Consider the following 24,072-nt stretch of genomic DNA (forward strand, 5'->3'; position numbering starts at 1 on the left):
TGAAATGAGATGTATCGGAAAACACCTGAAATTGGACAGTTCGTACGCATAGCAAAAGGCCGCGAAATGAACCAATACGCAGTTGTTATTGATATAGTCGATCATCATCATGTGCTGGTAGCAGACGGAGAAAAGCGTAAATTTCATTCTCCTAAGAAAAAGAATATCAATCATTTAACCTTTTATGATTGCGTATCTCCGGAAGTTCAGAACAGTATAAACGAAACAGGGCGTGTGACAAACGGAAAATTGAGATTTTCTCTTTTGAAATTTGTCAGAGAGCAAGTTACTGATTTGAAGAAGGGAGAACACTTGAATGGCGAAAGACGATGTAATTGAAGTGGAAGGTACTGTAGTCGAAACGCTGCCAAACGCAATGTTCAAAGTTGAACTTGAGAATGGTCATACGGTTTTGGCCCACGTATCTGGTAAAATCCGCATGCACTTCATTCGCATTTTACCTGGAGACAAAGTTACGGTAGAATTATCTCCATATGACTTAACTCGTGGTAGAATTACGTACCGTTACAAATAAAGCACTCCGGAAATTGAAGGAGGTTGGAAACACATGAAAGTGAGACCATCAGTTAAACCGATCTGTGAAAAATGTAAGGTCATTCGCAGAAAAGGAAAAGTAATGGTGATCTGTGAAAATCCAAAGCATAAACAAAAACAAGGATAATTTTTAAGGAGGTGCGAGAGAGATGGCTCGTATTGCTGGTGTAGATATCCCACGTGATAAACGTGTTGTTATTTCATTAACATACATCTTTGGAATCGGTCGTACAACGGCTCAGCAAATCTTAAAAGAAGCTGGAGTTTCTGAAGATACTCGCGTTCGTGATTTGACTGAAGAAGAACTTGGTAAAATCCGTGACGTGATTGACAAATTGAAAGTTGAAGGTGACCTTCGCCGTGAAGTGTCTCTTAACATCAAACGTCTGATCGAAATCGGAAGCTACCGCGGAATTCGTCATCGTCGCGGATTGCCTGTTCGCGGTCAAAATACAAAAAATAACGCGCGTACTCGTAAAGGTCCGCGTCGTACTGTAGCTAACAAGAAAAAATAAGCAAGGGAGGTAATTAAACAATGGCTGCTGCTCGTAAAACAAACACGCGTAAACGCCGCGTGAAAAAGAATATTGAATCTGGAATTGCTCATATCCGTTCAACTTTCAACAACACGATTGTTACTATCACAGATGTTCATGGTAATGCTCTTTCTTGGTCAAGCGCCGGATCTCTTGGATTTAAAGGTTCTAAAAAATCCACTCCGTTTGCTGCGCAAATGGCCGCTGAAACAGCTGCTAAAGGTTCTATCGAACATGGACTTAAAACTCTTGAAGTTACTGTAAAAGGACCTGGTTCTGGCCGTGAAGCTGCAATTCGTGCACTTCAAGCTGCTGGACTGGAAGTTACAGCAATCAGAGACGTAACGCCTGTTCCTCATAACGGATGCCGTCCGCCAAAACGTCGCCGCGTGTAATTTGTTTGTATAGATTTTGTGTCCCTGTCAATAATGGGTTATGATACAGTTAATTTATAAAACGAATGCACACTCGTTGCCTGAGCACATACGGGACTAAACAATGGGGAATTTCGGATAGAATCAGAGAAATTCTTTCCGGGGTTTCGACGTTTTGAAGGAGGGTTTTATGAAATGATCGAGATTGAAAAACCAAAAATCGAAACGGTTGAAATCAGCGACGATGCCAAGTATGGTAAATTTGTCGTAGAGCCACTTGAGCGTGGATATGGTACAACTTTGGGTAACTCCTTACGTCGTATCCTTTTATCCTCACTCCCTGGTGCCGCTGTAACATCGATCCAAATAGATGGTGTACTGCATGAATTCTCGACGATCGAAGGCGTCGTTGAAGATGTTACAACGATTATCTTAAACATTAAAAAACTTGCACTGAAAATCTACTCTGAAGAAGAGAAGACGCTTGAGATTGATGTACAGGGTGAAGGAGTTGTAACAGCTGCTGATATTACCCACGACAGTGATGTTGAGATTTTGAATCCTGATCTTCACATTGCGACTCTTGGCCAAAATGCGAGTTTTCGAGTTCGCTTAACCGCTCAAAGAGGTCGCGGGTATACACCAGCTGACTCGAATAAGAGAGACGATCAGCCAATTGGGGTCATCCCGATTGATTCCATCTTTACACCTGTTTCTCGTGTAACATATCAAGTTGAGAATACTCGTGTGGGTCAGATTACAAACTATGACAAACTTACGCTTGACGTATGGACAGATGGAAGCACTGGACCAAAAGAAGCAATTGCGCTTGGTTCAAAGATTTTGACTGAACACCTTAATATTTTTGTCGGTTTGACCGACGAAGCTCAGCATGCTGAAATCATGGTTGAAAAAGAAGAGGACCAAAAAGAAAAAGTTCTTGAAATGACTATTGAAGAGCTCGATCTTTCAGTCCGTTCTTACAACTGCTTGAAGCGTGCGGGAATCAATACAGTTCAAGAACTTGCGAACAAAACTGAAGAAGATATGATGAAAGTTCGCAACCTGGGTCGCAAGTCGCTTGAAGAAGTAAAAGCGAAACTTGAAGAACTTGGACTTGGCCTTCGCAAAGACGATTGACTAGTTTCCATGTGAACTAGGATTTTCGTGTGTTTTTTATTTCAGATCGAGTATTTCAATAAAGGAGGGGACACCACATGTCATACAGAAAACTAGGACGCACTAGTGCACAGCGTAAAGCAATGCTGCGTGATCTTACAACAGACTTGATCATCAACGAGAGAATCGAAACAACAGAAGCTCGCGCGAAAGAACTTCGCTCTGTTGTAGAAAAAATGATTACACTTGGCAAGCGCGGAGATTTACACGCACGCCGCCAAGCAGCTGCATACATCCGCAATGAGGTTGCAGATGCAGAGAAAGACCAAGATGCACTCCAAAAACTTTTCTCTGATGTAGCACCTCGTTATGAAGAGCGCCAAGGCGGATACACACGTATTATGAAGCTTGGTCCTCGCCGTGGTGACGGAGCACCAATGGCTATCATCGAATTGGTTTAATCACATATTTTGTGTGTCTAAAGAAGGGCGGGACAGTTTTTAACTGGATCTATGCCCTTTTTTTAGATACCGGGGAATTTTCTATGATAAAAGAATAGTCAGAAAAGCAGAGCTTTAGAGGAGAGGAGGCCGGACGGGCAAATGAATCAAGATCGATTAATAGCTGCAGAGGATATCACGTTTCGCTACCAGAAAGATGCGGACAGGCCTGCGCTTGATCATGTATCTTTCCATGTGTCGAAAGGAGAATGGCTTGCGATCGTAGGTCACAACGGCTCAGGGAAGTCGACGCTCGCCCGTGCTTTAAACGGACTGATCCTGCCTGACGAAGGATCGATTGATGTCGGCGGTATTCAGCTGACGGAAGAGACGGTCTGGGATGTCCGAAAAAAAATCGGCATGGTGTTTCAAAATCCGGATAACCAATTTGTCGGGACAACCGTCCGCGATGATGTGGCTTTTGGTTTAGAAAACAACGGAGTTCCAAGAGAAGACATGGTGGAAAGGGTGGATTGGGCCGTTCAACAGGTGAACATGCAAGAATTTCTCGATCAAGAGCCGCACCATCTCTCTGGAGGGCAAAAGCAGCGTGTTGCGATTGCGGGAGTGCTTGCCGCCCGTCCTGACATCATGATTCTCGACGAGGCGACTTCCATGCTCGACCCGATGGGACGGGAAGAAGTGCTGGATACGGTCAGAAGGCTGAAAGACCAGGGAATGGTTACGGTCATTTCGATTACACATGACTTAAACGAAGCTGCTAAGGCCGACCGGATCATCGTCATGAACGGCGGAAGAAAATTTGCCGAAGGCACGCCGGAGGAAGTCTTTCGTCTGAATCAAGACCTGATAAAAATCGGGCTTGATTTGCCTTTTTCTTTTCAGCTCAGCCAAATGCTGAAGGAAAGCGGTCTGGCTTTGAAAGGCGATCATCTGACACAAGAAGGATTGGTGAATGAGCTATGGACATTGAAATCAAAGATGTAGAGCACCGATACCAGATGAAAACGCCTTTTGAACGCCTTGCGATCTATGATGTCAACGCCGTGATTAAAGAAGGAAGCTATGTCGCAGTGATCGGCCATACAGGATCGGGAAAATCGACGTTGCTTCAGCACCTGAACGGGCTTTTAAAACCGACAAAAGGACAGATACGCCTCGGCGGGGACGTTCTCGAAGCAGGCAAAAAGAATAAACACTTAAAAGCTTTGCGGAAAAAGGTCGGGATTGTCTTTCAGTTTCCTGAACATCAGCTGTTTGAAGAAACAATTTTAAAGGACATTTCATTCGGCCCGATCAATTTCGGCATGAGCCGGGAGAAGGCGGAAGAAAAGGCGAGGGAAATGCTGAAGCTTGTAGGTTTGGATGAGGAGCTGTCCGACAGGTCCCCGTTTGAACTAAGCGGCGGGCAAATGCGCCGCGTGGCCATTGCGGGAGTGCTGGCGATGGAGCCGGAGGTTCTCGTCCTCGATGAACCGACGGCAGGGCTTGACCCAAGAGGCCGCAAAGAGATCATGGACATGTTCTACAGCCTCCATAAGCAGAGGAATCTGACGACGATTCTCGTCACCCACAGTATGGAAGATGCGGCGGCGTATGCAGATGAACTGATTGTGATGCATAAAGGCACGGTCAAAGCAAAAGGGACGCCGCGGGAGCTTTTTTCAAGGAAAGACGATATCGCTGCCTTTGGGCTTGATTTGCCGGAAACGATTAAATTCCAAAAACGTCTTGAAGAAACGCTGGGCATTACGTTCAAAGCGCCGATCTTGACGATTGAAGAAGCAGCCTCCGAAATTAAAGCTCTTTTTCAGGAGGAAAATGCCCTATGATGGACAATATCATTATCGGCAAGTATGTACCCGGGACATCGATCATTCACCGGCTTGATCCGCGTACAAAGCTGTTAACCATTTTCCTTTTTGTCTTTATCGTTTTTTTCGCGAATAATACGGAAACATATGCACTGCTCGGCCTGTTTACGGTCGCAGCCGCAGCTTTGTCGGGCGTTCCGGTGCGATTCCTTTTAAAAGGGATGAAGCCGGTGTTCTGGATTGTGCTGTTTACGTTTCTGCTTCATATTTTTATGACAAGGGAAGGACCGGTTCTCGCCGATTTCGGCTTGTTTAAAATTTATGAGCAGGGGCTTGTTCAAGGGATTTTTATTTCGCTGCGCTTTGTTTACCTCATCATGATCACAACGATTTTAACATTGACGACGACTCCAATCGAAGTGACCGATGGTTTGGAGCATTTGCTCGGTCCGTTTAAAAAATTAAAGCTTCCCGTTCATGAACTCGCTCTCATGATGTCCATCTCCCTTAGATTTATACCGACTCTGATCGAAGAGACGGATAAGATCATGAAAGCACAAATGGCAAGAGGCGTCGATTTTACGAACGGCCCGGTCAAAGAACGTGTCAAAGCGATCGTTCCTCTTCTTGTTCCGCTGTTTGTCAGTGCCTTTAAAAGAGCCGAAGAGCTTGCAACCGCGATGGAGGCGCGAGGATACAGAGGAGGGGAAGGCCGTACAAAATACAGGCAGCTGACGTGGAAATGGAAGGATACTTCCGTGCTTCTCATTTTAGCTGGTCTTGGCGTATTGCTAATTTTATTGCGGACTTAGGTGATAGACGATGAGAATGAAATGCACGATTTCATATGACGGACACCTTTTTTACGGCTACCAAGTGCAGCCTGGTCAAAGAACGGTGCAGGATGAGCTTGAAAAAGCGCTGCAAACGCTCCATAAAGCGAAAGAGCGTATTCCTGTCGTTTCATCCGGGCGTACCGACAGCGGCGTCCACGCGGTCGGACAGACGATTCATTTTGACAGTCCGCTATCCATCCCTGAGGCGAAATGGCCGTATGCTTTGAACGCCCTGCTGCCTGATGATATATCGGTCCACAAGGCGGAAGCTGTCGATAATCAATTTCATGCGAGGTTTTCTGCAAAAAGAAAAGAATACCGGTATATGATTTACAGGGGCAGACATCCGGACGTTTTTAAACGCCACTACGCATACCATGTTCCGTATGACCTTGATATGGAAAAAGTCAAAGAAGCCTCCCGCTATCTGGTCGGAACCCATGATTTCACAAGCTTTTGTGCAACCAAAACCGAAGTGAAGGACAAAGTCAGAACGGTCTATGAACTGGAATGGTCTGACACAGGGGACGGACTGCAGATGAGGATTGTAGGCAGCGGATTTTTGTATAACATGGTTAGAATCATTGCCGGCACGCTTCTTGATGTAGGAACCGGCAAATTTTCCCCTGGAGACATTGAAAAGATGATTCTTGCCAGAAGCCGCGATGCCGCAGGGCGCACGGCACCGGCGCACGGCTTGTATTTATGGCGTGTTATCTATGACAACTAAACCAGGTGTAACATTTTCTTGACAGAGAGTACAGAAAGTTATAAGATATCATATGGTATGTATTTCAACCCCACGATAAGCCCCGGAAACTTATTGTGTTTTGAAATAGAACGTAATTGAAGTTTATTGAAAATGGCAGATTTATTTAGGAGGGAAATTTAATGCGTACAACACCTATGGCTAACGCAAGTAATATTGAACGCAAGTGGTTAGTTGTTGATGCTGCTGGCAAGACGCTAGGACGTCTTTCTACAGAAGTTGCATCTATCCTTCGCGGAAAACATAAACCAACTTACACACCACACGTTGACACTGGAGATCATGTGATCATCATCAACGCTGAAAAAATCGAGTTAACTGGTAAAAAGTTAACGGACAAAATCTACTACCGTCACACTCAACATCCAGGCGGTTTAAAATCAAGAACTGCTCTTGAAATGCGTACAAACTACCCTGAGAAAATGCTTGAACTTGCGATCAAAGGCATGCTTCCAAAAGGTTCTCTAGGTCGTCAAATGTTCAAAAAATTGAACGTATACCGTGGTTCTGAGCATCCACACGAAGCACAAAAACCTGAAGTTTACGAACTTCGCGGTTAATTAAAAGGAGGTTACCAATTTGGCACAGGTTCAATATTACGGTACTGGCCGTCGTAAAAGCTCTGTAGCGCGTGTGCGTTTAGTTCCAGGAGAAGGCCGTATCATCGTGAATAATCGTGAAATCAGCGAGCACATCCCATCTGCAGCTCTAATCGAAGATATCAAACAACCATTAAATTTGACTGAAACAGCTGGTACTTATGACGTTTTAGTAAACGTTCATGGAGGCGGCTTATCCGGTCAAGCCGGAGCAATCCGTCACGGTATCGCCCGAGCTTTGCTTGAAGCAGATCCGGAATACCGTTCAACTCTAAAACGTGCCGGTCTACTGACTCGTGACGCACGTATGAAAGAACGTAAAAAATACGGACTTAAAGGCGCACGCCGTGCACCTCAGTTCTCAAAACGTTAATATACCAACGTTCAAGCCCTCATCCGGTTACTCGGAAGAGGGCTTGTTTTTTGCTTTAAAATGATTTTTGACCACATTTTGACCACGTTTAAATGAATTTCTCATAATTCCATGTACTTTTTAAATGTTTCGGCCGTTTTTTCTTTTGCGGTTTTCGTGACATGTGTATAGATGTTCATAGTCGTTTGAATTTCTTTGTGACCTAAACGGGCTTGTACTTCTTTAATGGATGCGCCTGCTTCAAAAAGGATCGATGCGTGAGAATGTCTAAAACCGTGAATCGTGATTCTGTGAAGCTTATTTTTAGCGATCATACGGTTTAAGAGGGAAAAGCCTTAGAGGGCGCATATCGCCCCGTATAAGCGCGTATTTAGCTTCTGAGGTGATCCCATTAGATAAGAGTATTTCTTTTTGCTACGTACGCCATTTTGTAAGTATTTGGGCCGTATGATAATCAATCGTAATAATTCGCTTAGAATGATATTTTTTTGTTGTTTGGATGACTTCTTTACCGTCTTCAAAAAACATTGTTTGTTTGATGTTTATTGTTTTCTCTTTTAAGTCAACGTCCCTCCATTCCAAGGCAAGAAGTTCCCCTTTACGCATACCGGTAAAAATAAGAACATAAAACATAACATAATCTTGTTGTTCAAGTTGCGAATGCGCTTTTTCGAGAAAGGTTTTGATTTCGTCCTTTTCCCAAAAGTTCCGTTTCTCTTCTTCCTGCGGTAAAAACCAATATGAACGCCTCCTATGCTCAATTAGTAAATTGCACAAGTTGAAAAGAACGTTTGTTCTGTTTTTGGTGTTAAAGAAAAGCCCTAAAAAGGGCATTTCTTAATTATTGACTTCGATTGTGTGCTTGATGTCTTTTCCAAGAGGCTCGAAATTGTTATCTGTTGGAGCATCAACACGCAGTTCAATGGATTTCAAATCCTTAACAGATGACTTTTTTAAGATATATACATTATGCCCCTCGTTTTTAACTTTGCCTAAGTATTCACCCTCGATGTGTTCAGACAATAACATTTCAGGTTCCAGCTGCTCTTTAGTGTTTGTGACGATTGTGGCTTGTCCTAAATAGAAGTTAACATCTTTTTCTGATGTGTTTTCGCCAGATAGTTCAATTGTGACAGCATTCACTTTCTCACCTACTTTGACACCGAGCAGATCAGCAGTTTCTTCGTTTTTTGGCTCCATTTCTTTCAATTGTACAGCTTTGATTTCGTATTTAATAGGACCTGTAGTTCCGTTTATATTTAGTTTTTTATTAGTATAGACATTTTTCCCTTTGAGGTTTTCGTCTTCCTGTACATCTTCTTTTTTGTTGTCAGTGTCTTTATTTTCGCTTGCTGATGATTCTTTTTTGGTATCATCTTTTTTTGCGGTGTCTTTAGAACCGCACGCCCCTAAAATAATCCCTAAACAGAGCGCAAGGGATAAAATTAAAAATTTCTTCAAGTAAAGCCCCCCAGTTCATTTATATGGTATATCTTTTATCATAGGACAAAACTCCCGCAAATTCAACGGAACAATACCAATTTTGTAAAAAGTTACGTCTGTGATTAATCAGATTTCTTTTTCCCGCCTTCTTTCAGTTGCGCCGTCATGATTTCAAGAGCAGCATCTAAATCTCCTGTGTAAATTCTCCATCAAGGGTGGCAAGGAATGTTTTTGCATTAGATAATCCAAAAGGGGAATTTATAGTAAAAAACGGCAGTCATTTCGAAATGGATACAACGGGGCACACTTGGATCGATTCAACAGGAGTTATATCGATCAGCAGTGGCGAAAGGGTTTCGCTAGGATCAACTGTTCACTTGCCTGCTAAAACTATGTTAGGCGGAAGAGATACCTCAAGCCAATACGAGCAAGCAAGAACTTACAGAGATATATGGCGGATTACAGTATAACCGAATGATTCCGCTGATTATGTAGATGTTCATCTAGGCTCGGATTCTGCCGCCTACGGTTCCACGCAATACTTTTTTCAAGATGAAAACGCCAAAAAAGCTGAAAATATTTTTGCTGTTTTCGCCCAACCATACGGGGGCTATTCTAATGCTTGTACGGCAGGCGTTGAGGCCATGTCTAGCACAGGATTTAAGTGTATGTGCGAGGAACTGGAACATTAACAGGGGGCAGCGATAAGATTATGCGAGTGCTAGTCTGTATGTTTTACGAAGTACCGTAAAAAAAGTGAGGTTTTAAAATGGCTATCGATTATAAAGGTTATTCCTATCACAAATATATGGACGGGGTCGAAATCACCGAAACCGATACGGGGATCATTATAAGCGAATTTTCCTGATCGACGGTGACACAAAACATCATTTTGACGCCGTTTCTATCAGTTTAAATAGAGACGATGAATTCCCGATCTTGTATGAATTGTTCATCGTGAAAGACGCGGAAACCGGAAGCATGAAATACCATCTTGATAAAACATATCTTGAATAGCTGATTGTAAAGCCTTTCTCCAAAGAGAAAGACAGATCAGTCAGAACTTAGAACAGGAAAACGAAAAGCTCAAAAAAGAGCTTCAAGAAGAGCGGATCGGAAATTCACAGGCGGAAGATGAAGTGATAGAAATGAATCAAATCGAAGTAAATAAAGAATATCACGAAAAAAGAGCAGAAGCGGCGAGATAAGCGGCTTTTTTATTTTGTATAAAGGAGTCCATACAATGGATACATTTTATAAAGGTGTCATTGCTGTTGCGGGTGAAATTGCCGGATTTCTTTTTGGAGGTTGGAGCGTGCTGCTTACTATTTTGTCTGTACTTGTGATTGATTATGCAAGCGGTCTGATGGCTGCCGGAATAAACGGAGAAAAGTAAAGTCGGATATATCGGCATTACTCGTAAAGTGTTTATTTTTGTGATCGTTGGGGTTATGGCGAATTTCGGTGGATTTTCGGGACATGAAAGAACGTAAAAAATACGGACTTAAAGGCGCACGCCGTGCACCTCAGTTCTCAAAACGTTAATTTCTGGCGTTTCAAAGGCTCTCAAGACTTTTGTCTTGGGGGTCTTTTTTATTGCTGCCGTCCTACATATGAAGCGGATACCGGAACACGGTTCATCTCCCGCGCCCAGACGGATATTTGTCCGATGTGATGAATTTCATGGGCGATCAAATGCTTTAAAATGTCACTTTGTGTATAGGTATCTTCTGACCAAGACGTTTTGACAGGCTTTTGTTCGGCTGCGCTGGAAAAATGAAAAACCACGCTCTCAACTTCGGGACGATACGCTTCAGAAAACCTGATAATGTGCTGAATCGACGGGTAGTCGGAAAACTCGGGAGTGAAGTCCGGCTTGTCTAAAATGGCATACATCCAGCTCACCTCAACATCGACAATATGAAACAAGTTTTTCAAAATGCTTTCCATACCGCCTGAATGCCTTTTTTCGAGTTCCTCTTGTAACTGATGCAAGCACCATTCAAACCCTTCATTGCGAACCTGCCAATTATATTGAAACAATCCATTCATTGCCTCACATCTCTTTATCTGTTCGGACTTTTCCTTCTCCTGAAAATCGGGCTTCAAACTGCATAAAAGGAAACTGATCAATTGAATTTTCCGGCGTTTATTTTTCATTTTTACTTGAAGCAGATCCGGAATACCGTTCAATTCTAAAACGCGCTCTACTTCTGACTCGCGATGCGAATAAGAACGTACCCGTGCACCTCAGTTTTAAAAACGTAAATATAGCATGTTACATGCTCTCAAATCATTTGATTGGAGGCCACGACGATTGTATAAGATAAGCAGACATAGAAAAGCCTTTAAAAGACGGTTCTCAGCCTTCTGAAAATGTTTTGATTGTGCCTTGGTCCTTTGACCTCTTAGCGGAGCTGTAAACGTTTATTGAGGCTGTTGAGGAGAGGGAGGGCAGCGAGAGGGTATAGCCCCCCGGATGATGTGTGAAAACGGGCTTAAAATAATGGTCCAGCTATAAAAAAAGCAAAAGAACCAATGAGTTCTTTTGCTTTTTCAAAGGGAAGGGGGAAACTTTTTAGTTTCGCACACTCAATCAGTCAATGCTCGATAGACATTTAATACTCCCGCACCGGTGTCTATTTTGTCAGCGTTCCGATCAGCATTTTTTAACAGGATTTTAACAGCCTTGTCTGGTTTGTCATGCAATTGTTTCTGATCAATCAGAAGGGCCAGAGCGCCGGATACTTTTGGGGCCGCGATCGAAGTGCCTATTGAGAATGTATAGGTTACTCCGGGAGCTGCACCGAGAATGTATTCCTGCCTGAACAGTCCTTCTCCGTAATATCGATCCTCGCCCACTTCATTTAAAAGACGGAGATCGCCTCCATCGGCTGCAATGTCGACGACATTTTTTCCATAATTGGAAAAGACGGATCTCATTCCGCTTGGACCTATTGAGGAAACGGTGACGACATTCGGCAATTGGGCCGGAATCAAAATGACTTTGCCGTCTGCCGATAAGTCCTCCTGTTTGGTACTTCGCCAATATTCAAATACGGCATTTTTGTCTTTCAAGTCAAGGCCTTCATTTCCAATTGAGGCTACAACGGCACTGCCCTTTTTATGGGCAAATGAGACTGCTTTTTTAAAAGCTTTAATTTCAGCCAGATCATTCGTATCAGGCATTTGTTTGTTCTTCCGATTTTGTTTTACAAGAAATGTACCGAAGCTGACGTTGATAATATCGACATCATCGATCGCCGCTTGGATGATCGCATCAATAATCCAGACTGTGTCAGCGCTTTTCCCGCCGAATACTCTGTAAGATCTGATTCCTGTTTCTGGAGCGATCCCTTTCATCAATCCATTTGCCGCAATTTGACCGGCTACAAATGTTCCGTGTCCCAGGTAATCTGTGCTGTCGTTTATGTCACCCTTTTCATATGGTTCCTGTCCTCTCAGTCCCCCTTTAGGCACAAAGTTTCGGACGGAGAGGATGTTTTCTTTCAAATCTGGATGGTTCATGTCAATTCCGGAATCAATGATACCCACGATTGTGTTTTTGCTTCCTTCGGTGATTTGATAAGTCTGTCCATTATTAGTCGCTTTTCTCATATCCCATTGGAAGTCGTCCCATAGAGTAGGGGTGCCCCCAAATATCGTCGCCTCCGCCGGAGCAGTGTTATGCAGTGAGGCAGGCTGCATGGCTACAGATTGGTTATGGCTGTTTATATAGTTTATTTCAGCCGCCAATTCTTGAACCTCTTTTTGTCTGCCTTCTATCTGATAAAGCCCGATTTCTTCGACTGAGTATACAAGTTTTATGTTTCGTTCATTAAGTGTCTTCACCCAATCATCGTGATGGGCTGGGCTCTCTAGGTAAATCGTATATCTATCAAGTTGACTGTCATTAGCGGAAGCCTGCCCGGGCAGGGCAAAGATGATCACGACGAGCAGGCACAATAATAATATGTGAATTCGTTTTATGTTCATGATTTTTCCTCCCAGCCTACCATACATGTTGAATTCGCCGAGAAGTTAGTAGTTTTTATTGGCTTTTAGTATCAGGCTATCATGAATAAAAGGTTCTGTTATTCAACTTTTTAATGCTGAGCAGCGAGAAGAGCGCGGTCATCGCGACGCAGACGATAAAAAATACTGCCAGCCTGTCGGTGCCGGCATATACATTTGTCATCCCATAGAGCGGCAGTGCCCATGGATAAAGGACTGGTATCAACGAGTCCGTATTGTTCGAAAAGGCTAAGAAGGAGGGAAAACTTAAGAATATGCTGATCATCAGGGCCGTCCGAGCGGATTTCATTCGTAGATAAAAATAGAACAGGAGCGTTCCGAGACTGGTTGCCCCGGCCGTTCCAAGGATTACGGCCGATAAGTAAGTGCCTATTGGGATTTGGTCCGTATATCCAGAAGCATAGCCAAGGACAATCTGCAAACCGAACATCAGCAATTGTGCGGACAGAATGATGATTACGGTCCAAGCCATCTTGCTTAAAAAGAACACTGTTCCCTTTGCAGGAATCATCAGCAAATGCTCCCAATTGTTTGCTTGTTTTTCATATTTGGACATTGTGCCCGTAATCAGGGAGATGATAATCGGAAAGAAGACCGTACCATAAAACATCTGGGTCATCATCATAAGAATCTGCCAAGAATTCGCCTCATTGTAAACGTACTTTCCAATCATGATTTTTGTATGAATAATCCATCCGTAGATGACAGGCAGGACAACTAGGATAATGATCATCAGCCAGATTTTCATTTTTCTAATTTTGATCCATTCTGCCGAAAACGCCTGCTGAAAGCTTGCCATTTCACTCACCTCCGGAAGAAAAGGTTTTTTGGTAAAAAATCAGTAAAGATAACATACCGTACCCCAGTGTCGACACCAGCATGAGAACTGGTAATAAGCTGTTTGCCTGTGTTCCGGCCCGCAACAGTTCAGCAAGCGGACCCCATGGGAGCCACCAATAAGGCAGCACAGCATGAAAGAGGAAAACCGCCATCCCGATGCTGACGGAAATATACGGATTTTCAACCACGACTGTCGCAGACGTCTGAAAGACAACAAAAGGAAGTGCAAACAGAAATGCCGTGTAGAGCAATGGTTCAGGGAATGTCCCTCCGAATATGAAGCCTAGTCCGCCCATCAGCAGCCACAGGATCAAACCGAATAGCTGGACAAGTAAGGTGGCTAGAATAACTTTTACAAAAAAATGCTTCCACTTTGCATGCGGAGTGGAAAGGAGAACGGGCCACATTCCCGATTTGTGCTCAACCCCGCTCACTAACAAGGTGAACATCATCACCACAAAGATGATGAGATAGCTCCAAGTCAAGGTGCAAAGCTCATAAAGGACGCGGAAGGCCTGTTCCGCGGTTCGCCCGTTTTTTGTCAAATAGAGCATCATTGTCCAACAGGCCGCAAAAATCAGGAGCGGTCCGGAACATAATGGCAGCAGGAGGGCTGCGGGCCTTTGTTTCCGCCACTCGGCTGCAAAAACGCTTTTCATACAGACACCTCGGAGGAACGGATTAGCTGTAGATAGGCTTCTTCCAGCGTCCCTGGAGATTCGTTTATATGAAAATCGGTTATTTCATTTTCAATCAAAATGCCTTCTATTTTGTCTTTTACTGCTCCAGAAACTTGCACTTGCTCAGCCCGGTCAACGCGGGTCTCTAAGCCATGTTCGTGCAGAATATCGATGATTTTTCCGCTTTCAGTTGAGCGGATGATGTAACCAGATTTTTGATCGGAGAGCAATGTCGCCATTTCTCCTTGAAACAGAAGGTTTCCATGGTAAATGACACCTATCCGATTTGCCATTTGCTCGACCTCTCCAAGAAGATGGCTCGATACAAGAACGGTGGCACCTTCTTTTTTCGGCAGTTCGCGGATTAGCTCCCGTATTTCATGGATTCCCTCAGGATCCAATCCGTTTGTCGGCTCATCGAGCAGCAGGAGCCTGGGGTTGTGAAGAATCGCGCTGGCAATGCCTAGCCGCTGCTTCATGCCGAGTGAATATGACTTTACTTTTTTAGATCCGACGCGGTGCAGACCGACTCTTTCAAGCGCCCAGTCGATAGCCCTGTTGTCTGAGATTCCGCGCAGGGTGGCCAGTATACGTAAATTATCGCGTCCGTCCAGATGTTCATAGTAGGAGGGCTTTTCAATCAGGGCGCCCGTCTTGGCTAGAATTGAAATCCGGTTATCAGGCATTCTATTTCCAAACATAAGAATCTCACCGGAATCGGGGCGGATCAAGCCCATCAACATCCGCATCATCGTTGTTTTTCCTGAGCCATTAGGTCCGAGGAATCCGTATACTTCTCCTTCCGGAACCAGCAAACCGGCATCTTTCACGACATCGATGCGGTTGTATGTTTTCGTCACGCCTTTCGTTTCGATGATCAAGAATCGTCGCTCCTTTCTATTTCGTTACACATCTTCTTTATTGTATTCAAATACATCATCGATCGAACAGCCGAACGCATGTGCAATTTCAAATGCGAGCGTGAGGGAAGGGGTGTATTTCATTTTTTCAATTGAGATGATTGTTTGCCTGCTCACACCCGCCCGTTCCGCTAATTGCTGCTGGGTCATCTTGGTGCGCGCCCGCCATTCCGGAAGCCGGTTCGTCAGTTTTTTTTTCTGTTTGTTTTCTGCATTCATACCTGTCCCCCATTGATCAATTTCTATGTCCATTCCTTTTTGTGAAAATATAAAGCACCGCCGCCGATGAATGCAACGAAGCTGACAATCAGCGTCGGATAAAAAGCTGATTCATTCGCCAAAAAGCCAGCATCTCCGCCCATTGCAGCTGAAAAAGCCTGTGTCATGCTGAGCATTGGATGAGACCAAGGATAAAGAGGTCCCAACAGCTCCGAGTTGGCAATGAGGATAGCCGGCAATGTCAGCATTACATTGACGGTGCTTGGACCGGCAAAGCTTTTAAAATAGGTCGCAAGCCAAAACTGAAGGGCGGCAAGCGGAAGGCACGACAGCCATCCCATAAGGCAGCTCATGACCAGGCTGTACCAGGGGAACGGAGAGCCGAATCCTTGAACGCTTCCCACAAACCAGATGCCGATCAGGAAAAACAGCTGCGTGAATAGCAGCAAGATCATGATGATGACATATTTGGCAGCGTACACTTGAACCCTGCTCACCGGCAGGGTCAACAGCTGCTTCCATCCGCCGTGGGCATGCTCGTTACTGCACAGTAGAGCGGCAAGTACACCTGTCAACAATGGCAAAAACAGCGCACTGTGCGTAAGGATCATTTGTGTGCTCAGTGCAAGCCATTTGCTCGAGCCAATGCTGAAGAGCGGGAAAAAACCGATGACAGCGGAAAGGGCTGGACTGGCGAGCACGATAAACCAGATTTTTGAATTTTTTAGTTTCAGCCACTCGGAGTTCAATAGTTGATAGAACATACTATGCGACATCCTTTCGTGATAGGGATAACAAGGCAAATAAATAGATGAGCAGTCCCACGGCCAATCCCTTTATGACTGAGAGGGTGCTTTGCCCTATACCATCTATTAACAATGGCCATTTCCATGGCATCCACTCAGGCAGTCCGTGAGCATACATGATAAACACTGCACTTGCGATGCCGATTGTCAAAGCGATTCCTTGATTGGAATATTTCACCGAGAGCCAAAACTGTAAAAAAACGAAAGGTAGTGCTGCAAATAATGTATAAAAGCTCATCATCAACGCATCCCCGAGCGGAAATGTCTCCGAAAATCCAAGCAGTCTGCCGAGCACATATGTGCCCGCAGGAAGTATAGCTGTCGAGATCAGCATCATGGTGATAATGATGATAATCTTGGACTGGTACACTTTCCATTGTTTAACGGGGAGGGAAAAGAGTTTCTTCCACATATTTGCATGATGTTCCATTCCCGCGAGCAGCGAGTTGATCATCGTTGTTCCGAGAAGGAGGGAAGGCGGCCAGTAGGCATGGATGTTTTCAAGCAGGAACAGCCATTTATCCGGGTTCCGCGACATGAGGTAATCAAAGCGGAGCGCATAATTGGCCCCTTGCATCGCGACGACTCCGAGTGGGCCGAAAATGACGATTACCCATGTCAGTTTTCTGATCTTCAGAATTTCAGATTTCAACAATTCAGAGATCACAGTGTTTCTCCCCCTTTAGTCATGTCGAGGAAGATATCTTCAAGTGATTTCGATTCGTCGTAAATTCGGAAGATGTCAATCTCATTTTCAAAGAGTTTTCTGGCGAGCCGGGAAATTTCCATATCAGTCCTGTCCTCAATCATCAGGCCGCGCTGTGTTTTAACCGCCTCTACGCCCTCACGCGAGAAAATGTCTAACGCCCCGTCCGTGTCACTTGTCGAAAATACAATCTTTGTATCGGCCTTCGAACGGAGCTCTCCGATCGCGTCTTGAAAGAGCATTTCTCCGTTGGCGATGATTCCTACCTGGGTGGCTACTTGTTCAATTTCAGAAAGCAAATGCGAGGAGATCATGACGGTAATGCCGTAATCGGACGGCAGTCTGAGGATGAGCTCGCGTATTTCAAGGATTCCCGCCGGATCCAATCCGTTTGTTGGTTCATCGAGAATGACGAGTTTCGGATATCCGAGCAGCGCTGCAGCTATGCCTAAGCGCTGCTTCATGCCGAGCGAATATTCTCCCGCTTTCTTGTCCGCCATTTTCGTCAATCTGACCATCTCAAGCACATCGTCAATATTAGACTTCGGAACATTCAGTATCTTCCGGATTGCCTCCAGATTCTCCTCGCCTGTGAGATGAGGATAATATGACGGCGATTCCACAAGTGAACCGACGTTTCGCAGAATGTCAAGCCGATTGCTTTTCAAGTCCTTCCCGAAGATTCTCGTTTCGCCTTTTGTCGGGTTGATGAGTCCGAGCAGCATGCGAATCGTCGTCGTTTTTCCTGCACCGTTTGGACCGAGGAAGCCATAAATTTCTCCCTCTTGAATGCACAAATTCACGTTTTTCACAACATCTGTTTTACGGTATGTTTTGGTTAATTGTCTCGTTTCCAGAATATATTGATGTTCATCCATTTTTTCATCCCCTTGATCGCATTTTTCCTTGTTTTATTCGTCAAATGTGGAATCAGTACTTTCTTTTCAAAATGAACAGATAGATAGTACCGAAAATTACGCTTAGTGCAAACATTAATGACGTTATTTTTTGATACATTAGTCCACTGATGTCATGGCCGAATCCGAAGAAAATACTCAGTGCGATAAGCGCTGCAAGCACATAAAACATAGATGAGTAGACTCTTAGGAAAATTGCTTCTGACCGTTCATCCCTGCCCATACGCCTCGATACTATCCAGATAATTGCCAGGCAGGCGAGGATCACCACTCCTCCAATACTATTTCCGTATACCGCAATCTGTTCGATATTCATGGTAATCATCCTCCATAATTAGTTATTTCAATTAAATTGTAAAGTAAACTTCACTTATTGTAAAGTGTGCTTTACGAATTTTAGAAAAAGACACGCTTCTTGACGATCCAAGAGCGTGTTATGAAATCATTTCTTTATAGAATTCACTGTAGAAACTGGACTTTTTCAGCAACTCATGGTGTGTGCCCGATTCGATGATTCTTCCGTTGTCGACAACGACAATCATGTCACAATTCATTACTGTCGTAAGTCTATGGGCAATCACAATTCTTGTGCAGTTAATATCAGAGAGATACTCGTCAATCTTTGATTCATTTAAATGATCAAGTGAGCTGGTTGCCTCATCAAGGACGAGAATCGACGGTTTTCCAAGAAGCGCCTTTGCGAGGGCGATTCGCTGCCTTTGCCCGCCAGAAATATTCATGCCCATCTCAGATACCATTGTATGATACTGCATTGGCATCTTCATAATTTCTTCATGGATTTGGGCAGCCTTTGCGGCTTCGATTACTTCTTCGGGAGACGCCTCTGGATTATGGAGAATTATATTATCATAAATGCTTCTATTAAACAGCATGACATTTTGAGGTACGGTACCAATTTGCCGACGCAGGTGGCCCAGATCAAGCTCTTTCATGCTAACGCCGTCGTAATAGATGTCTCCCGAAGACGGTGCGAATAGCCCGATTATCATGTTGGCGAGTGTCGTTTTTCCTGATCCTGACTGTCCAATAAGAGCAACTTTTTGTCCTTTCTTGATATCGAGTGTAACATTATGAATCACATTTTCGCTGTATTTAGAGTAGGAGAAAGTGACATTCTTTAACAGAATATTGCCTTCAAGTGTTTTTTTCATCTTGTCTCCCTCCATTTCTCCAGGTGCATCGAGGACATCTTCAACTCGTTTTAGGTAGGATGTTGTCAAGATAAAAGAATTGATCGTTTGAACGATATTGCCGCTCAACATGAAAAATTGGTTTGAAATGGCATGAAATGCTACCAATACCCCAAGCGTGATACTTCCTGCAAACACTTGGTGTGCTCCAACCCATAAGAGGATCAGGGGAGCCATAAGCTGCATTGTATTGCTTGCGGTGTTTACGCGGTTCAGTACAATTTCTTTCTTCCTATAAGCGCTAAGAAGATTCCTGAATCTCTGAAGCCATCTATTGTAAATCTTGCTTTCCACACCGGACGTCTTTACTCCAAATATTCCATAGAGCATTTCTGTCTGCGCTCCTTGCACTTCGGAATGCTCTTTAATCTCCATCTGATTCGTCTCTGCGAGGTATCTTTGGCTCACGGCGATTAGTATTACATTGGTAGATGCTATCAAAGCGACTATAAAAACCATTAGAGGCGATTGCAAGAACATATACAATAGGATGACCAGCAAAACAGCGGAATCCAGCAGACCTTTTACTACCTGGTTGGCCAGCTGGTCGCGGATCACCTTCATGCTGTTCGCCCTAAAAAGCAAATCTCCGAAGGAACGCAGAAGGAAGAACTGGTACGGCAGCCTGAGAAGGTGACTGAAAAATCTAGTTTGGATCTCATAATCAAGCGCATTATGAAGAGTGATCAGAATTCTCCCCCGTAAAAACGTAAATAGGGTATTGAATAGGATCAGCCCACCAATTCCGGCTAAGAATATATTCAGTAGATCCCGATAGTCGGGGACAATAATCTTGTCAATGACAAATTGGATAAAGATTGGCATCGCTACTGTGAACATCTGTAGCAAGAATGTGAGAAACAGGATACTAATGAAAATCTTTGGCCTATTCGTCACTAAATAAGAGAAGGATGCCCAGACGTTTTTTCTGCTCCGGCGTTCAAAATTTTTGTTGGGATATAAAGTAAGTACGTATCCCGAATATTTCTCCGTGAATTCTTTCTCTTTCAGCTTCCTCCTTCCAGAACCTGGATCAACGATTGTATAAGCTTGTTGTGCAACCTTCTCGAGAATAACGAAATGATTGTTTTCCCAGTACAGGATTGCTGGCAGTATGAGAGTCCCCAGTTGCCGGCTATCAGCTTTATACGATTTCGTGTCGAAATTCAGCTGCTCCGCCAACTTTTTAAGATGGAACAAAGTCGTTCCATCACGGCCGTTTCCCATTCGCTCCCGAACCTCGTACATGGATAAGTCATTTTTGTAATAGGACGAAATCATTGCGATGCAACAAAGTGCGCATTCGGTCTGCTGCATCTGTTCAATGAAAGGAACACGCCTGCGAGTTGGAAATAATTTTTTCTTCTTTAACATACGGCTCCTCCCTTTGGCAGCTCCAAAGCCAGAACTGATGGTATTTCGGGGTTTTTGAACCTCAACAGGCTATACCCAATCCCCGTCCGGCCAAGCATGAAGCCATCCATCTCCGCTCTAGGATCTAAGCCAAACCTCCAACCGTACGTCTTTTTCTGGGAAAGAACAATATCAACTAAATCCCTTGCTTTCTTTTCCAGTTTTACGTCATTCAGCTCTTGGGAGGCTGTTAGGAGGATGTCCGCGTTTCCCATAGTTCCGTGGCAAAGACAGTGGCTTTCTATTACCCCTTCGCATATGACCGTTTTCAAAGATATGTCGAGGTCCTTTGCGATAAGTTCTAAATTTGATGTGTTTTTCAGCATCAGTCGGGATAGGGCAATGCCCGGCGCTCCGTGACACCAGTAAACTCTTTTTCGTTTCTGATTTTCGGAAGCTGCAGCCGAGTCCCAATTGCCTGTGGCTGGATCGTAAAATGTATTTTCATATAAAAGTAATTTTTCAGTTTTATCTTTATAGATTTTCTTCCCTGTTACTTTTCCAAGTGAGCCGAGTGCCCAGGCGTATCCCGATGCTCCATGAGCAAGGCCGGTCCCCTCATCGATTTCAGTCAGCAGCTGCATGAGTCTATCTCCTGCAAATTGAGCCATATCCAAATAGTCTTTGTCTCCCGTTTCTTGATAGATATTAAGCGACATCACGATAAAACCGGCCAGACCTCCTGAGAAATCAGGGTTTTTTTCATCACGGATGATATCATGTAAAGAAGGCAACCTTTCCTTTGCCCGCCGGATCAGTTCGCGGTCATTCCATAGTAGTCCAAGGTGAACCAGTCCATACAAAAATGCGCCTTCTCCACTGAAAGCCGAAACGGAAGGGTTGAGCGGTTTGTCGCCGGCTTTTCGAATAACTGTTTTGATCGCACCACGGCTTAGTTTTTCGTATTGACAATTGTTTGTTTCCCTCGCTAAATAAGCCAAAAAGAGAGCATAGCCAAGTAATCCATCATATAGATCAGAGCTCTTGACCGACACGTTAACGCCTGTTTCCTTATTTAAATTTAATCCAAGCCAGTTCACTTCAAGGTTATCCTCGATAATAGCCCTGTCTTTTAATTGTCTGCCTAGCTCCAATGCTTCCTTAATGATAGAGGAAGGAGAAAGGTTCCCTTTTCTTTTAGGTAGGGTTGGGACGGTCTGATGAAATTTCCATACGTCGCCCAGCATGGATGCGAGAGACCACCTTAAATATTGTGTTTGTTTTTCTAAGTCGCTTTTGCTAAGTTTGTTGATCCTTTTGAAAATAGATTCAAACCCTGTTTCAGAAAAGAAAGAGGAGATAAGGTGTCCATTGCTGTTATAGAGATCACGGCTGTTTAGTGTAAAATAGAAATACGGAACGTCATGTCTTAGCAGATCCTTTGTTTCATGCTTGACTAGCTCCTCGAATTTTGAGCTTTGGTTGGTCACTTGCCACAGAATATCGAACATTTGCACTCGGTCAAGCCCGTTCTGTACATAATCGGGATGCAGGCTGTTATGGAGGAATTCCATGTACACGTGTGTTGGCCTGAATACCTGGCGGACATGGGCTTTACCATAAGGCTGCAAAGGGCCATCAACACTCATGAATTCTTCCTTATGGCGAAGAAACAGTTTGTACATGTCTGAAAAACCTGTTTCCAATTCAGCCGAATAATCGAAGGCGGACATTGTTTTCCCTTTAAACATCGGTTTGTTTTTGTACTCACCCGACTTTGCGGGAACACGGGTCATCTTAATTTCATCGGTTCCCTCGCCTTCAAGATGGAGGCTCTTTATTTTTTTTGATACCTGGTTTTGACCTGCGCCTAGGGCGCTCAAGTCAAAGTCAATAATTGAATGCTCAAAAGAAGGGAGTGGAAGCATCAAAGTTGAGTAGACCGAATCGTTTAGCTCAAGTGCCAGTCGGCTCTGGACTCTGAGCTGTTTCATCATTTCCAGATTTCGGCTGAAAAGCGTCTCTAAATCTATCGGAACTGGGTATTCCCCGTGCGCGATAATATTTTCTGCATGAAAATCGGAGGAGCCCAAGATGTAGAACAGCGCAGTATAAGCTCCTTGCCTATAATAAAAGCGACTCACCTCATCTTCATGTGTGCACTTTTCGTACGGGACAAACTCCTGCCAGCCGTAGGTTCGGCAATCCAAACTTTTGGCTGATTGGAGAGGATACTGCAAACCTTTCCCGTTCAGCCAAGACAGCAAGGCTTCGAAAATTTTATCGATCAAAATCTGTCGTGGTTTATAAACTAGCTTGTTGCCGGTTTCAAATTCCAGTAGAGCAACAGTTCTGCCGTTTTGATGTGTATCACCGAGGCCCATTTTCAGTCTCTCTAATCGATGGAGACGGTTCCCAAATTGATATTTGATGCTCTCGTGATCTTTCACAAAACGTTGGATTAGTTCCACGGTGACGTCCAGAGTATTTTGCATGCTCTCAGTCATCAACCGCGAAAGGACTGGATAGTTTCCGAAGAATTCCATCCTGAGTTCATGATCCTCATTGAGTTGGCGCATAAAGTGCTCAAATCGTTCTTCACCCGTTTCTCCTTCGAGCATCCCGACCTTTCTAGCGATGTTGACTTCGAGAATCACACATTTCATCAGCATTGAATGAAGCCGTTCATAAAGTGTATTAGCAATCGACTTGATTATGGTTTCAAGGTTTACCAGGCTGGTGTTAATATGCCTGAGTGCATCAGCAAGCCGCTTTTTCGCATACTGGATGAAAGGATCAACCAATGCTTGAAAGCTGGTGTAATCCAATGGAGTTGATTTATATGTATGCATCACTTTTTCAAATACCGTAGTCCACGGCAATTCTTTCTCCACAACTGGATTATCCTTCTCTTCTATGTACTGCATCAGCTGTTCTATAGTCAAGCGGTCCATTTTGAGCCGCTTCTCGAGCATTCCTTCGGGTATAGCCCTTTTCCACTTATTGAACTCTTTTATATTAACAGCTGGCGTTTTTGTGCCGGTAATTTTTCGTTCATTCAGATAAGCAGAACGGCTGAACATATCCTTCATTTTTGCAACAGTCATGTTAATCTCCCCTTTCTTTTATGCATACATTTAAGAAAAGTTGGATATAATAGATAACGAAACGGTTGGCCTCGATAAAACATGACCAACCGCCCCTTGTTTTTCATTTTCCGGCCAAACGTTATGTAAGAAGAAGGATCTGAGCTCCCATTCTAAATCCCTCTCATACTAGCATTGGCCAAATTAGCAATCAGATGTACATGCGTTAGACGGACACCAAACAGCTGTAACCAATGTTCCACATGGCAATGAAGAAGGAGTAGTGTGCGGTGTAACATCCGCAGCACCTGCAAGGTTCTTTAATTCTTCTTCGTTGACCTCGCCGACAGGGTTAGAAAACTCAAGATTGGCACGTTTGTTGGCATCACGGTAAATTGCAGCCATTTCACGATGTGACAT

At 44.0% G+C, this 24,072-nt stretch carries 30 protein-coding genes and 2 pseudogenes; 16 read left to right on the forward strand and 16 right to left on the reverse strand.

Annotated elements, in window-relative coordinates; translation table 11 throughout:
- Positions 1-9: 9 nt before the first annotated feature.
- The 13 genes from MHH76_RS00855 (at position 10) to rpsI (MHH76_RS00915) (ending at position 7,436) form a co-directional block, all read left to right on the forward strand.
- Positions 10-339 carry a KOW domain-containing RNA-binding protein gene (locus MHH76_RS00855; protein WP_020449873.1) on the forward strand — a complete coding sequence of 110 codons (330 nt, stop codon included), beginning with the start codon at positions 10-12 and terminating at the stop codon, positions 337-339.
- Positions 317-535 carry a translation initiation factor IF-1 gene (infA, locus tag MHH76_RS00860; protein ID WP_003178377.1) on the forward strand — a complete coding sequence of 73 codons (219 nt, stop codon included), beginning with the start codon at positions 317-319 and terminating at the stop codon, positions 533-535. The genes MHH76_RS00855 and infA overlap by 23 nt, the downstream gene beginning before the upstream one ends.
- 33 nt (positions 536-568) lie before the next feature.
- Positions 569-682 (forward strand): 50S ribosomal protein L36, encoded by a 114-nt coding sequence (gene rpmJ / locus MHH76_RS00865; RefSeq protein WP_003156543.1) that lies wholly within the window; start codon positions 569-571, stop codon positions 680-682.
- Positions 683-704: 22 nt separating this feature from the next.
- Positions 705-1,070 carry a 30S ribosomal protein S13 gene (gene rpsM / locus MHH76_RS00870; RefSeq protein ID WP_003178378.1) on the forward strand — a complete coding sequence of 122 codons (366 nt, stop codon included), beginning with the start codon at positions 705-707 and terminating at the stop codon, positions 1,068-1,070.
- Between the two features lie 20 nt (positions 1,071-1,090).
- A complete protein-coding gene (gene rpsK / locus MHH76_RS00875) occupies positions 1,091-1,486 on the forward strand; it encodes a 30S ribosomal protein S11 (protein WP_020449874.1) in 396 nt (131 codons plus the stop codon).
- Positions 1,487-1,660: 174 nt separating this feature from the next.
- The gene (locus MHH76_RS00880) at positions 1,661-2,605 is read left to right on the forward strand and encodes a DNA-directed RNA polymerase subunit alpha (RefSeq protein ID WP_020449875.1); all 945 of its coding nucleotides are present in this window, start codon (positions 1,661-1,663) and stop codon (positions 2,603-2,605) included.
- A 77-nt stretch (positions 2,606-2,682) separates the two neighbouring features.
- Entirely contained in the window at positions 2,683-3,045 is a 363-nt protein-coding gene (rplQ, locus tag MHH76_RS00885; protein WP_020449876.1) for a 50S ribosomal protein L17, read from the forward strand.
- A gap of 141 nt (positions 3,046-3,186) precedes the next feature.
- Positions 3,187-4,032, forward strand: coding sequence for an energy-coupling factor ABC transporter ATP-binding protein (locus MHH76_RS00890; protein WP_020449877.1), 846 nt, complete (start codon positions 3,187-3,189; stop codon positions 4,030-4,032).
- Complete coding sequence (locus tag MHH76_RS00895) at positions 4,008-4,877, forward strand: energy-coupling factor ABC transporter ATP-binding protein (RefSeq protein ID WP_020449878.1); 870 nt, start codon at positions 4,008-4,010, stop codon at positions 4,875-4,877. Before MHH76_RS00890 ends, MHH76_RS00895 begins: the two co-directional genes overlap by 25 nt.
- Complete coding sequence (locus MHH76_RS00900; protein WP_020449879.1) at positions 4,874-5,671, forward strand: energy-coupling factor transporter transmembrane protein EcfT; 798 nt, start codon at positions 4,874-4,876, stop codon at positions 5,669-5,671. Before MHH76_RS00895 ends, MHH76_RS00900 begins: the two co-directional genes overlap by 4 nt.
- A gap of 10 nt (positions 5,672-5,681) precedes the next feature.
- Complete coding sequence (truA, locus tag MHH76_RS00905; RefSeq protein WP_020449880.1) at positions 5,682-6,425, forward strand: tRNA pseudouridine(38-40) synthase TruA; 744 nt, start codon at positions 5,682-5,684, stop codon at positions 6,423-6,425.
- 161 nt (positions 6,426-6,586) lie between these two features.
- Entirely contained in the window at positions 6,587-7,024 is a 438-nt protein-coding gene (gene rplM / locus MHH76_RS00910; protein ID WP_020449881.1) for a 50S ribosomal protein L13, read from the forward strand.
- 19 nt (positions 7,025-7,043) lie between these two features.
- On the forward strand, positions 7,044-7,436 hold the full coding sequence (gene rpsI, locus MHH76_RS00915) for a 30S ribosomal protein S9 (protein ID WP_020449882.1): 393 nt from the start codon (positions 7,044-7,046) through the stop codon (positions 7,434-7,436).
- Between the two features lie 101 nt (positions 7,437-7,537).
- Here the strand turns inward: rpsI (MHH76_RS00915) and MHH76_RS00920 are convergent, their stop codons facing one another.
- The 3 genes from MHH76_RS00920 to MHH76_RS00930 form a co-directional block, all read right to left on the reverse strand.
- A complete protein-coding gene (locus MHH76_RS00920) occupies positions 7,538-7,750 on the reverse strand; it encodes a tyrosine-type recombinase/integrase (protein WP_025810425.1) in 213 nt (70 codons plus the stop codon).
- A 100-nt stretch (positions 7,751-7,850) separates the two neighbouring features.
- Positions 7,851-8,213 (reverse strand): site-specific integrase, encoded by a 363-nt coding sequence (locus tag MHH76_RS00925; protein WP_250635916.1) that lies wholly within the window; start codon positions 8,211-8,213, stop codon positions 7,851-7,853.
- Between the two features lie 60 nt (positions 8,214-8,273).
- Entirely contained in the window at positions 8,274-8,897 is a 624-nt protein-coding gene (locus MHH76_RS00930) for a glycosyl hydrolase lipoprotein (protein WP_020449883.1), read from the reverse strand.
- 1,225 nt (positions 8,898-10,122) lie between these two features.
- Between MHH76_RS00930 and MHH76_RS00935 the strand changes: the two genes are divergently transcribed.
- Both MHH76_RS00935 and rpsI (MHH76_RS00940) read left to right on the forward strand, forming a co-directional pair.
- Positions 10,123-10,275, forward strand: coding sequence for a phage holin family protein (locus MHH76_RS00935; protein ID WP_223254888.1), 153 nt, complete (start codon positions 10,123-10,125; stop codon positions 10,273-10,275).
- 77 nt (positions 10,276-10,352) lie between these two features.
- Positions 10,353-10,424 (forward strand): annotated as a pseudogene (rpsI, locus tag MHH76_RS00940) (30S ribosomal protein S9); the annotation flags it as partial.
- 48 nt (positions 10,425-10,472) lie between these two features.
- On the opposite strand, the gene MHH76_RS00945 reads toward rpsI (MHH76_RS00940), so the two are convergent.
- Complete coding sequence (locus MHH76_RS00945) at positions 10,473-10,931, reverse strand: DinB family protein (protein ID WP_020449884.1); 459 nt, start codon at positions 10,929-10,931, stop codon at positions 10,473-10,475.
- Positions 10,932-11,023: 92 nt separating this feature from the next.
- Between MHH76_RS00945 and MHH76_RS00950 the strand changes: the two are divergent.
- Positions 11,024-11,107 (forward strand): annotated as a pseudogene (locus MHH76_RS00950) (hypothetical protein); the annotation flags it as partial.
- A gap of 364 nt (positions 11,108-11,471) precedes the next feature.
- Here MHH76_RS00950 and MHH76_RS00955 read toward each other — a convergent pair.
- From MHH76_RS00955 to MHH76_RS01010, 12 genes are all read right to left on the reverse strand, one after another.
- Positions 11,472-12,875, reverse strand: a complete 1,404-nt coding sequence (locus MHH76_RS00955) for a S8 family serine peptidase (protein WP_033155051.1) — start codon at positions 12,873-12,875, stop codon at positions 11,472-11,474.
- Positions 12,876-12,954: 79 nt separating this feature from the next.
- Positions 12,955-13,713: an ABC transporter permease gene (locus tag MHH76_RS00960; protein WP_020449886.1), complete on the reverse strand. Its 759-nt coding sequence runs from the start codon at positions 13,711-13,713 to the stop codon at positions 12,955-12,957.
- A gap of 1 nt (position 13,714) precedes the next feature.
- Positions 13,715-14,413, reverse strand: coding sequence for a hypothetical protein (locus tag MHH76_RS00965; protein WP_020449887.1), 699 nt, complete (start codon positions 14,411-14,413; stop codon positions 13,715-13,717).
- On the reverse strand, positions 14,410-15,315 hold the full coding sequence (locus MHH76_RS00970) for an ABC transporter ATP-binding protein (RefSeq protein WP_020449888.1): 906 nt from the start codon (positions 15,313-15,315) through the stop codon (positions 14,410-14,412). The genes MHH76_RS00965 and MHH76_RS00970 overlap by 4 nt, the downstream gene beginning before the upstream one ends.
- A gap of 24 nt (positions 15,316-15,339) precedes the next feature.
- On the reverse strand, positions 15,340-15,573 hold the full coding sequence (locus MHH76_RS00975; RefSeq protein WP_020449889.1) for a helix-turn-helix transcriptional regulator: 234 nt from the start codon (positions 15,571-15,573) through the stop codon (positions 15,340-15,342).
- A 23-nt stretch (positions 15,574-15,596) separates the two neighbouring features.
- Positions 15,597-16,337 carry an ABC transporter permease gene (locus MHH76_RS00980; RefSeq protein ID WP_020449890.1) on the reverse strand — a complete coding sequence of 247 codons (741 nt, stop codon included), beginning with the start codon at positions 16,335-16,337 and terminating at the stop codon, positions 15,597-15,599.
- Between the two features lies 1 nt (position 16,338).
- Entirely contained in the window at positions 16,339-17,046 is a 708-nt protein-coding gene (locus MHH76_RS00985) for an ABC transporter permease (protein ID WP_020449891.1), read from the reverse strand.
- Complete coding sequence (locus MHH76_RS00990; RefSeq protein ID WP_020449892.1) at positions 17,043-17,963, reverse strand: ABC transporter ATP-binding protein; 921 nt, start codon at positions 17,961-17,963, stop codon at positions 17,043-17,045. The genes MHH76_RS00985 and MHH76_RS00990 overlap by 4 nt, the downstream gene beginning before the upstream one ends.
- Positions 17,964-18,015: 52 nt before the next feature.
- Positions 18,016-18,318, reverse strand: coding sequence for a hypothetical protein (locus MHH76_RS00995; protein WP_020449893.1), 303 nt, complete (start codon positions 18,316-18,318; stop codon positions 18,016-18,018).
- Between the two features lie 118 nt (positions 18,319-18,436).
- The gene (locus MHH76_RS01000) at positions 18,437-20,587 is read right to left on the reverse strand and encodes a peptidase domain-containing ABC transporter (protein ID WP_020449894.1); all 2,151 of its coding nucleotides are present in this window, start codon (positions 20,585-20,587) and stop codon (positions 18,437-18,439) included.
- Positions 20,581-23,673: a type 2 lanthipeptide synthetase LanM family protein gene (locus tag MHH76_RS01005; protein ID WP_020449895.1), complete on the reverse strand. Its 3,093-nt coding sequence runs from the start codon at positions 23,671-23,673 to the stop codon at positions 20,581-20,583. Before MHH76_RS01005 ends, MHH76_RS01000 begins: the two co-directional genes overlap by 7 nt.
- Positions 23,674-23,856: 183 nt before the next feature.
- Positions 23,857-24,072 carry a class II lanthipeptide, LchA2/BrtA2 family gene (locus MHH76_RS01010; protein ID WP_020449896.1) on the reverse strand — a complete coding sequence of 72 codons (216 nt, stop codon included), beginning with the start codon at positions 24,070-24,072 and terminating at the stop codon, positions 23,857-23,859.

Origin of the sequence: Bacillus sp. FSL L8-0193 (genome assembly GCF_037976065.1) — a bacterium.
Classification (GTDB): domain Bacteria; phylum Bacillota; class Bacilli; order Bacillales; family Bacillaceae; genus Bacillus; species Bacillus paralicheniformis.

Bases quoted from the DNA above. Each gene is read 5' to 3' on its own strand.
- MHH76_RS00900 (WP_020449879.1), top strand. From the start codon at position 4,874: ATGATGGACAATATCATTATCGGCAAGTATGTACCCGGGACATCGATC.
- rplM (WP_020449881.1), top strand. From the start codon at position 6,587: ATGCGTACAACACCTATGGCTAACGCAAGTAATATTGAACGCAAGTGG.
- MHH76_RS00955 (WP_033155051.1), bottom strand. From the start codon at position 12,875: ATGAACATAAAACGAATTCACATATTATTATTGTGCCTGCTCGTCGTG.
- MHH76_RS01000 (WP_020449894.1), bottom strand. From the start codon at position 20,587: ATGTTAAAGAAGAAAAAATTATTTCCAACTCGCAGGCGTGTTCCTTTC.
- MHH76_RS00965 (WP_020449887.1), bottom strand. From the start codon at position 14,413: ATGAAAAGCGTTTTTGCAGCCGAGTGGCGGAAACAAAGGCCCGCAGCC.
- MHH76_RS00920 (WP_025810425.1), bottom strand. From the start codon at position 7,750: ATGATCGCTAAAAATAAGCTTCACAGAATCACGATTCACGGTTTTAGA.
- MHH76_RS01010 (WP_020449896.1), bottom strand. From the start codon at position 24,072: ATGTCACATCGTGAAATGGCTGCAATTTACCGTGATGCCAACAAACGT.
- MHH76_RS00995 (WP_020449893.1), bottom strand. From the start codon at position 18,318: ATGAATATCGAACAGATTGCGGTATACGGAAATAGTATTGGAGGAGTG.
- rpsM (WP_003178378.1), top strand. From the start codon at position 705: ATGGCTCGTATTGCTGGTGTAGATATCCCACGTGATAAACGTGTTGTT.
- MHH76_RS00895 (WP_020449878.1), top strand. From the start codon at position 4,008: ATGGACATTGAAATCAAAGATGTAGAGCACCGATACCAGATGAAAACG.
- MHH76_RS00880 (WP_020449875.1), top strand. From the start codon at position 1,661: ATGATCGAGATTGAAAAACCAAAAATCGAAACGGTTGAAATCAGCGAC.
- MHH76_RS00935 (WP_223254888.1), top strand. From the start codon at position 10,123: ATGGATACATTTTATAAAGGTGTCATTGCTGTTGCGGGTGAAATTGCC.
- MHH76_RS00945 (WP_020449884.1), bottom strand. From the start codon at position 10,931: ATGAATGGATTGTTTCAATATAATTGGCAGGTTCGCAATGAAGGGTTT.
- rplQ (WP_020449876.1), top strand. From the start codon at position 2,683: ATGTCATACAGAAAACTAGGACGCACTAGTGCACAGCGTAAAGCAATG.
- MHH76_RS00960 (WP_020449886.1), bottom strand. From the start codon at position 13,713: ATGGCAAGCTTTCAGCAGGCGTTTTCGGCAGAATGGATCAAAATTAGA.
- infA (WP_003178377.1), top strand. From the start codon at position 317: ATGGCGAAAGACGATGTAATTGAAGTGGAAGGTACTGTAGTCGAAACG.
- rpmJ (WP_003156543.1), top strand. From the start codon at position 569: ATGAAAGTGAGACCATCAGTTAAACCGATCTGTGAAAAATGTAAGGTC.
- MHH76_RS01005 (WP_020449895.1), bottom strand. From the start codon at position 23,673: ATGACTGTTGCAAAAATGAAGGATATGTTCAGCCGTTCTGCTTATCTG.
- MHH76_RS00990 (WP_020449892.1), bottom strand. From the start codon at position 17,963: ATGGATGAACATCAATATATTCTGGAAACGAGACAATTAACCAAAACA.
- MHH76_RS00855 (WP_020449873.1), top strand. From the start codon at position 10: ATGTATCGGAAAACACCTGAAATTGGACAGTTCGTACGCATAGCAAAA.
- MHH76_RS00980 (WP_020449890.1), bottom strand. From the start codon at position 16,337: ATGTTCTATCAACTATTGAACTCCGAGTGGCTGAAACTAAAAAATTCA.
- MHH76_RS00890 (WP_020449877.1), top strand. From the start codon at position 3,187: ATGAATCAAGATCGATTAATAGCTGCAGAGGATATCACGTTTCGCTAC.
- rpsK (WP_020449874.1), top strand. From the start codon at position 1,091: ATGGCTGCTGCTCGTAAAACAAACACGCGTAAACGCCGCGTGAAAAAG.
- MHH76_RS00975 (WP_020449889.1), bottom strand. From the start codon at position 15,573: ATGAATGCAGAAAACAAACAGAAAAAAAAACTGACGAACCGGCTTCCG.
- truA (WP_020449880.1), top strand. From the start codon at position 5,682: ATGAGAATGAAATGCACGATTTCATATGACGGACACCTTTTTTACGGC.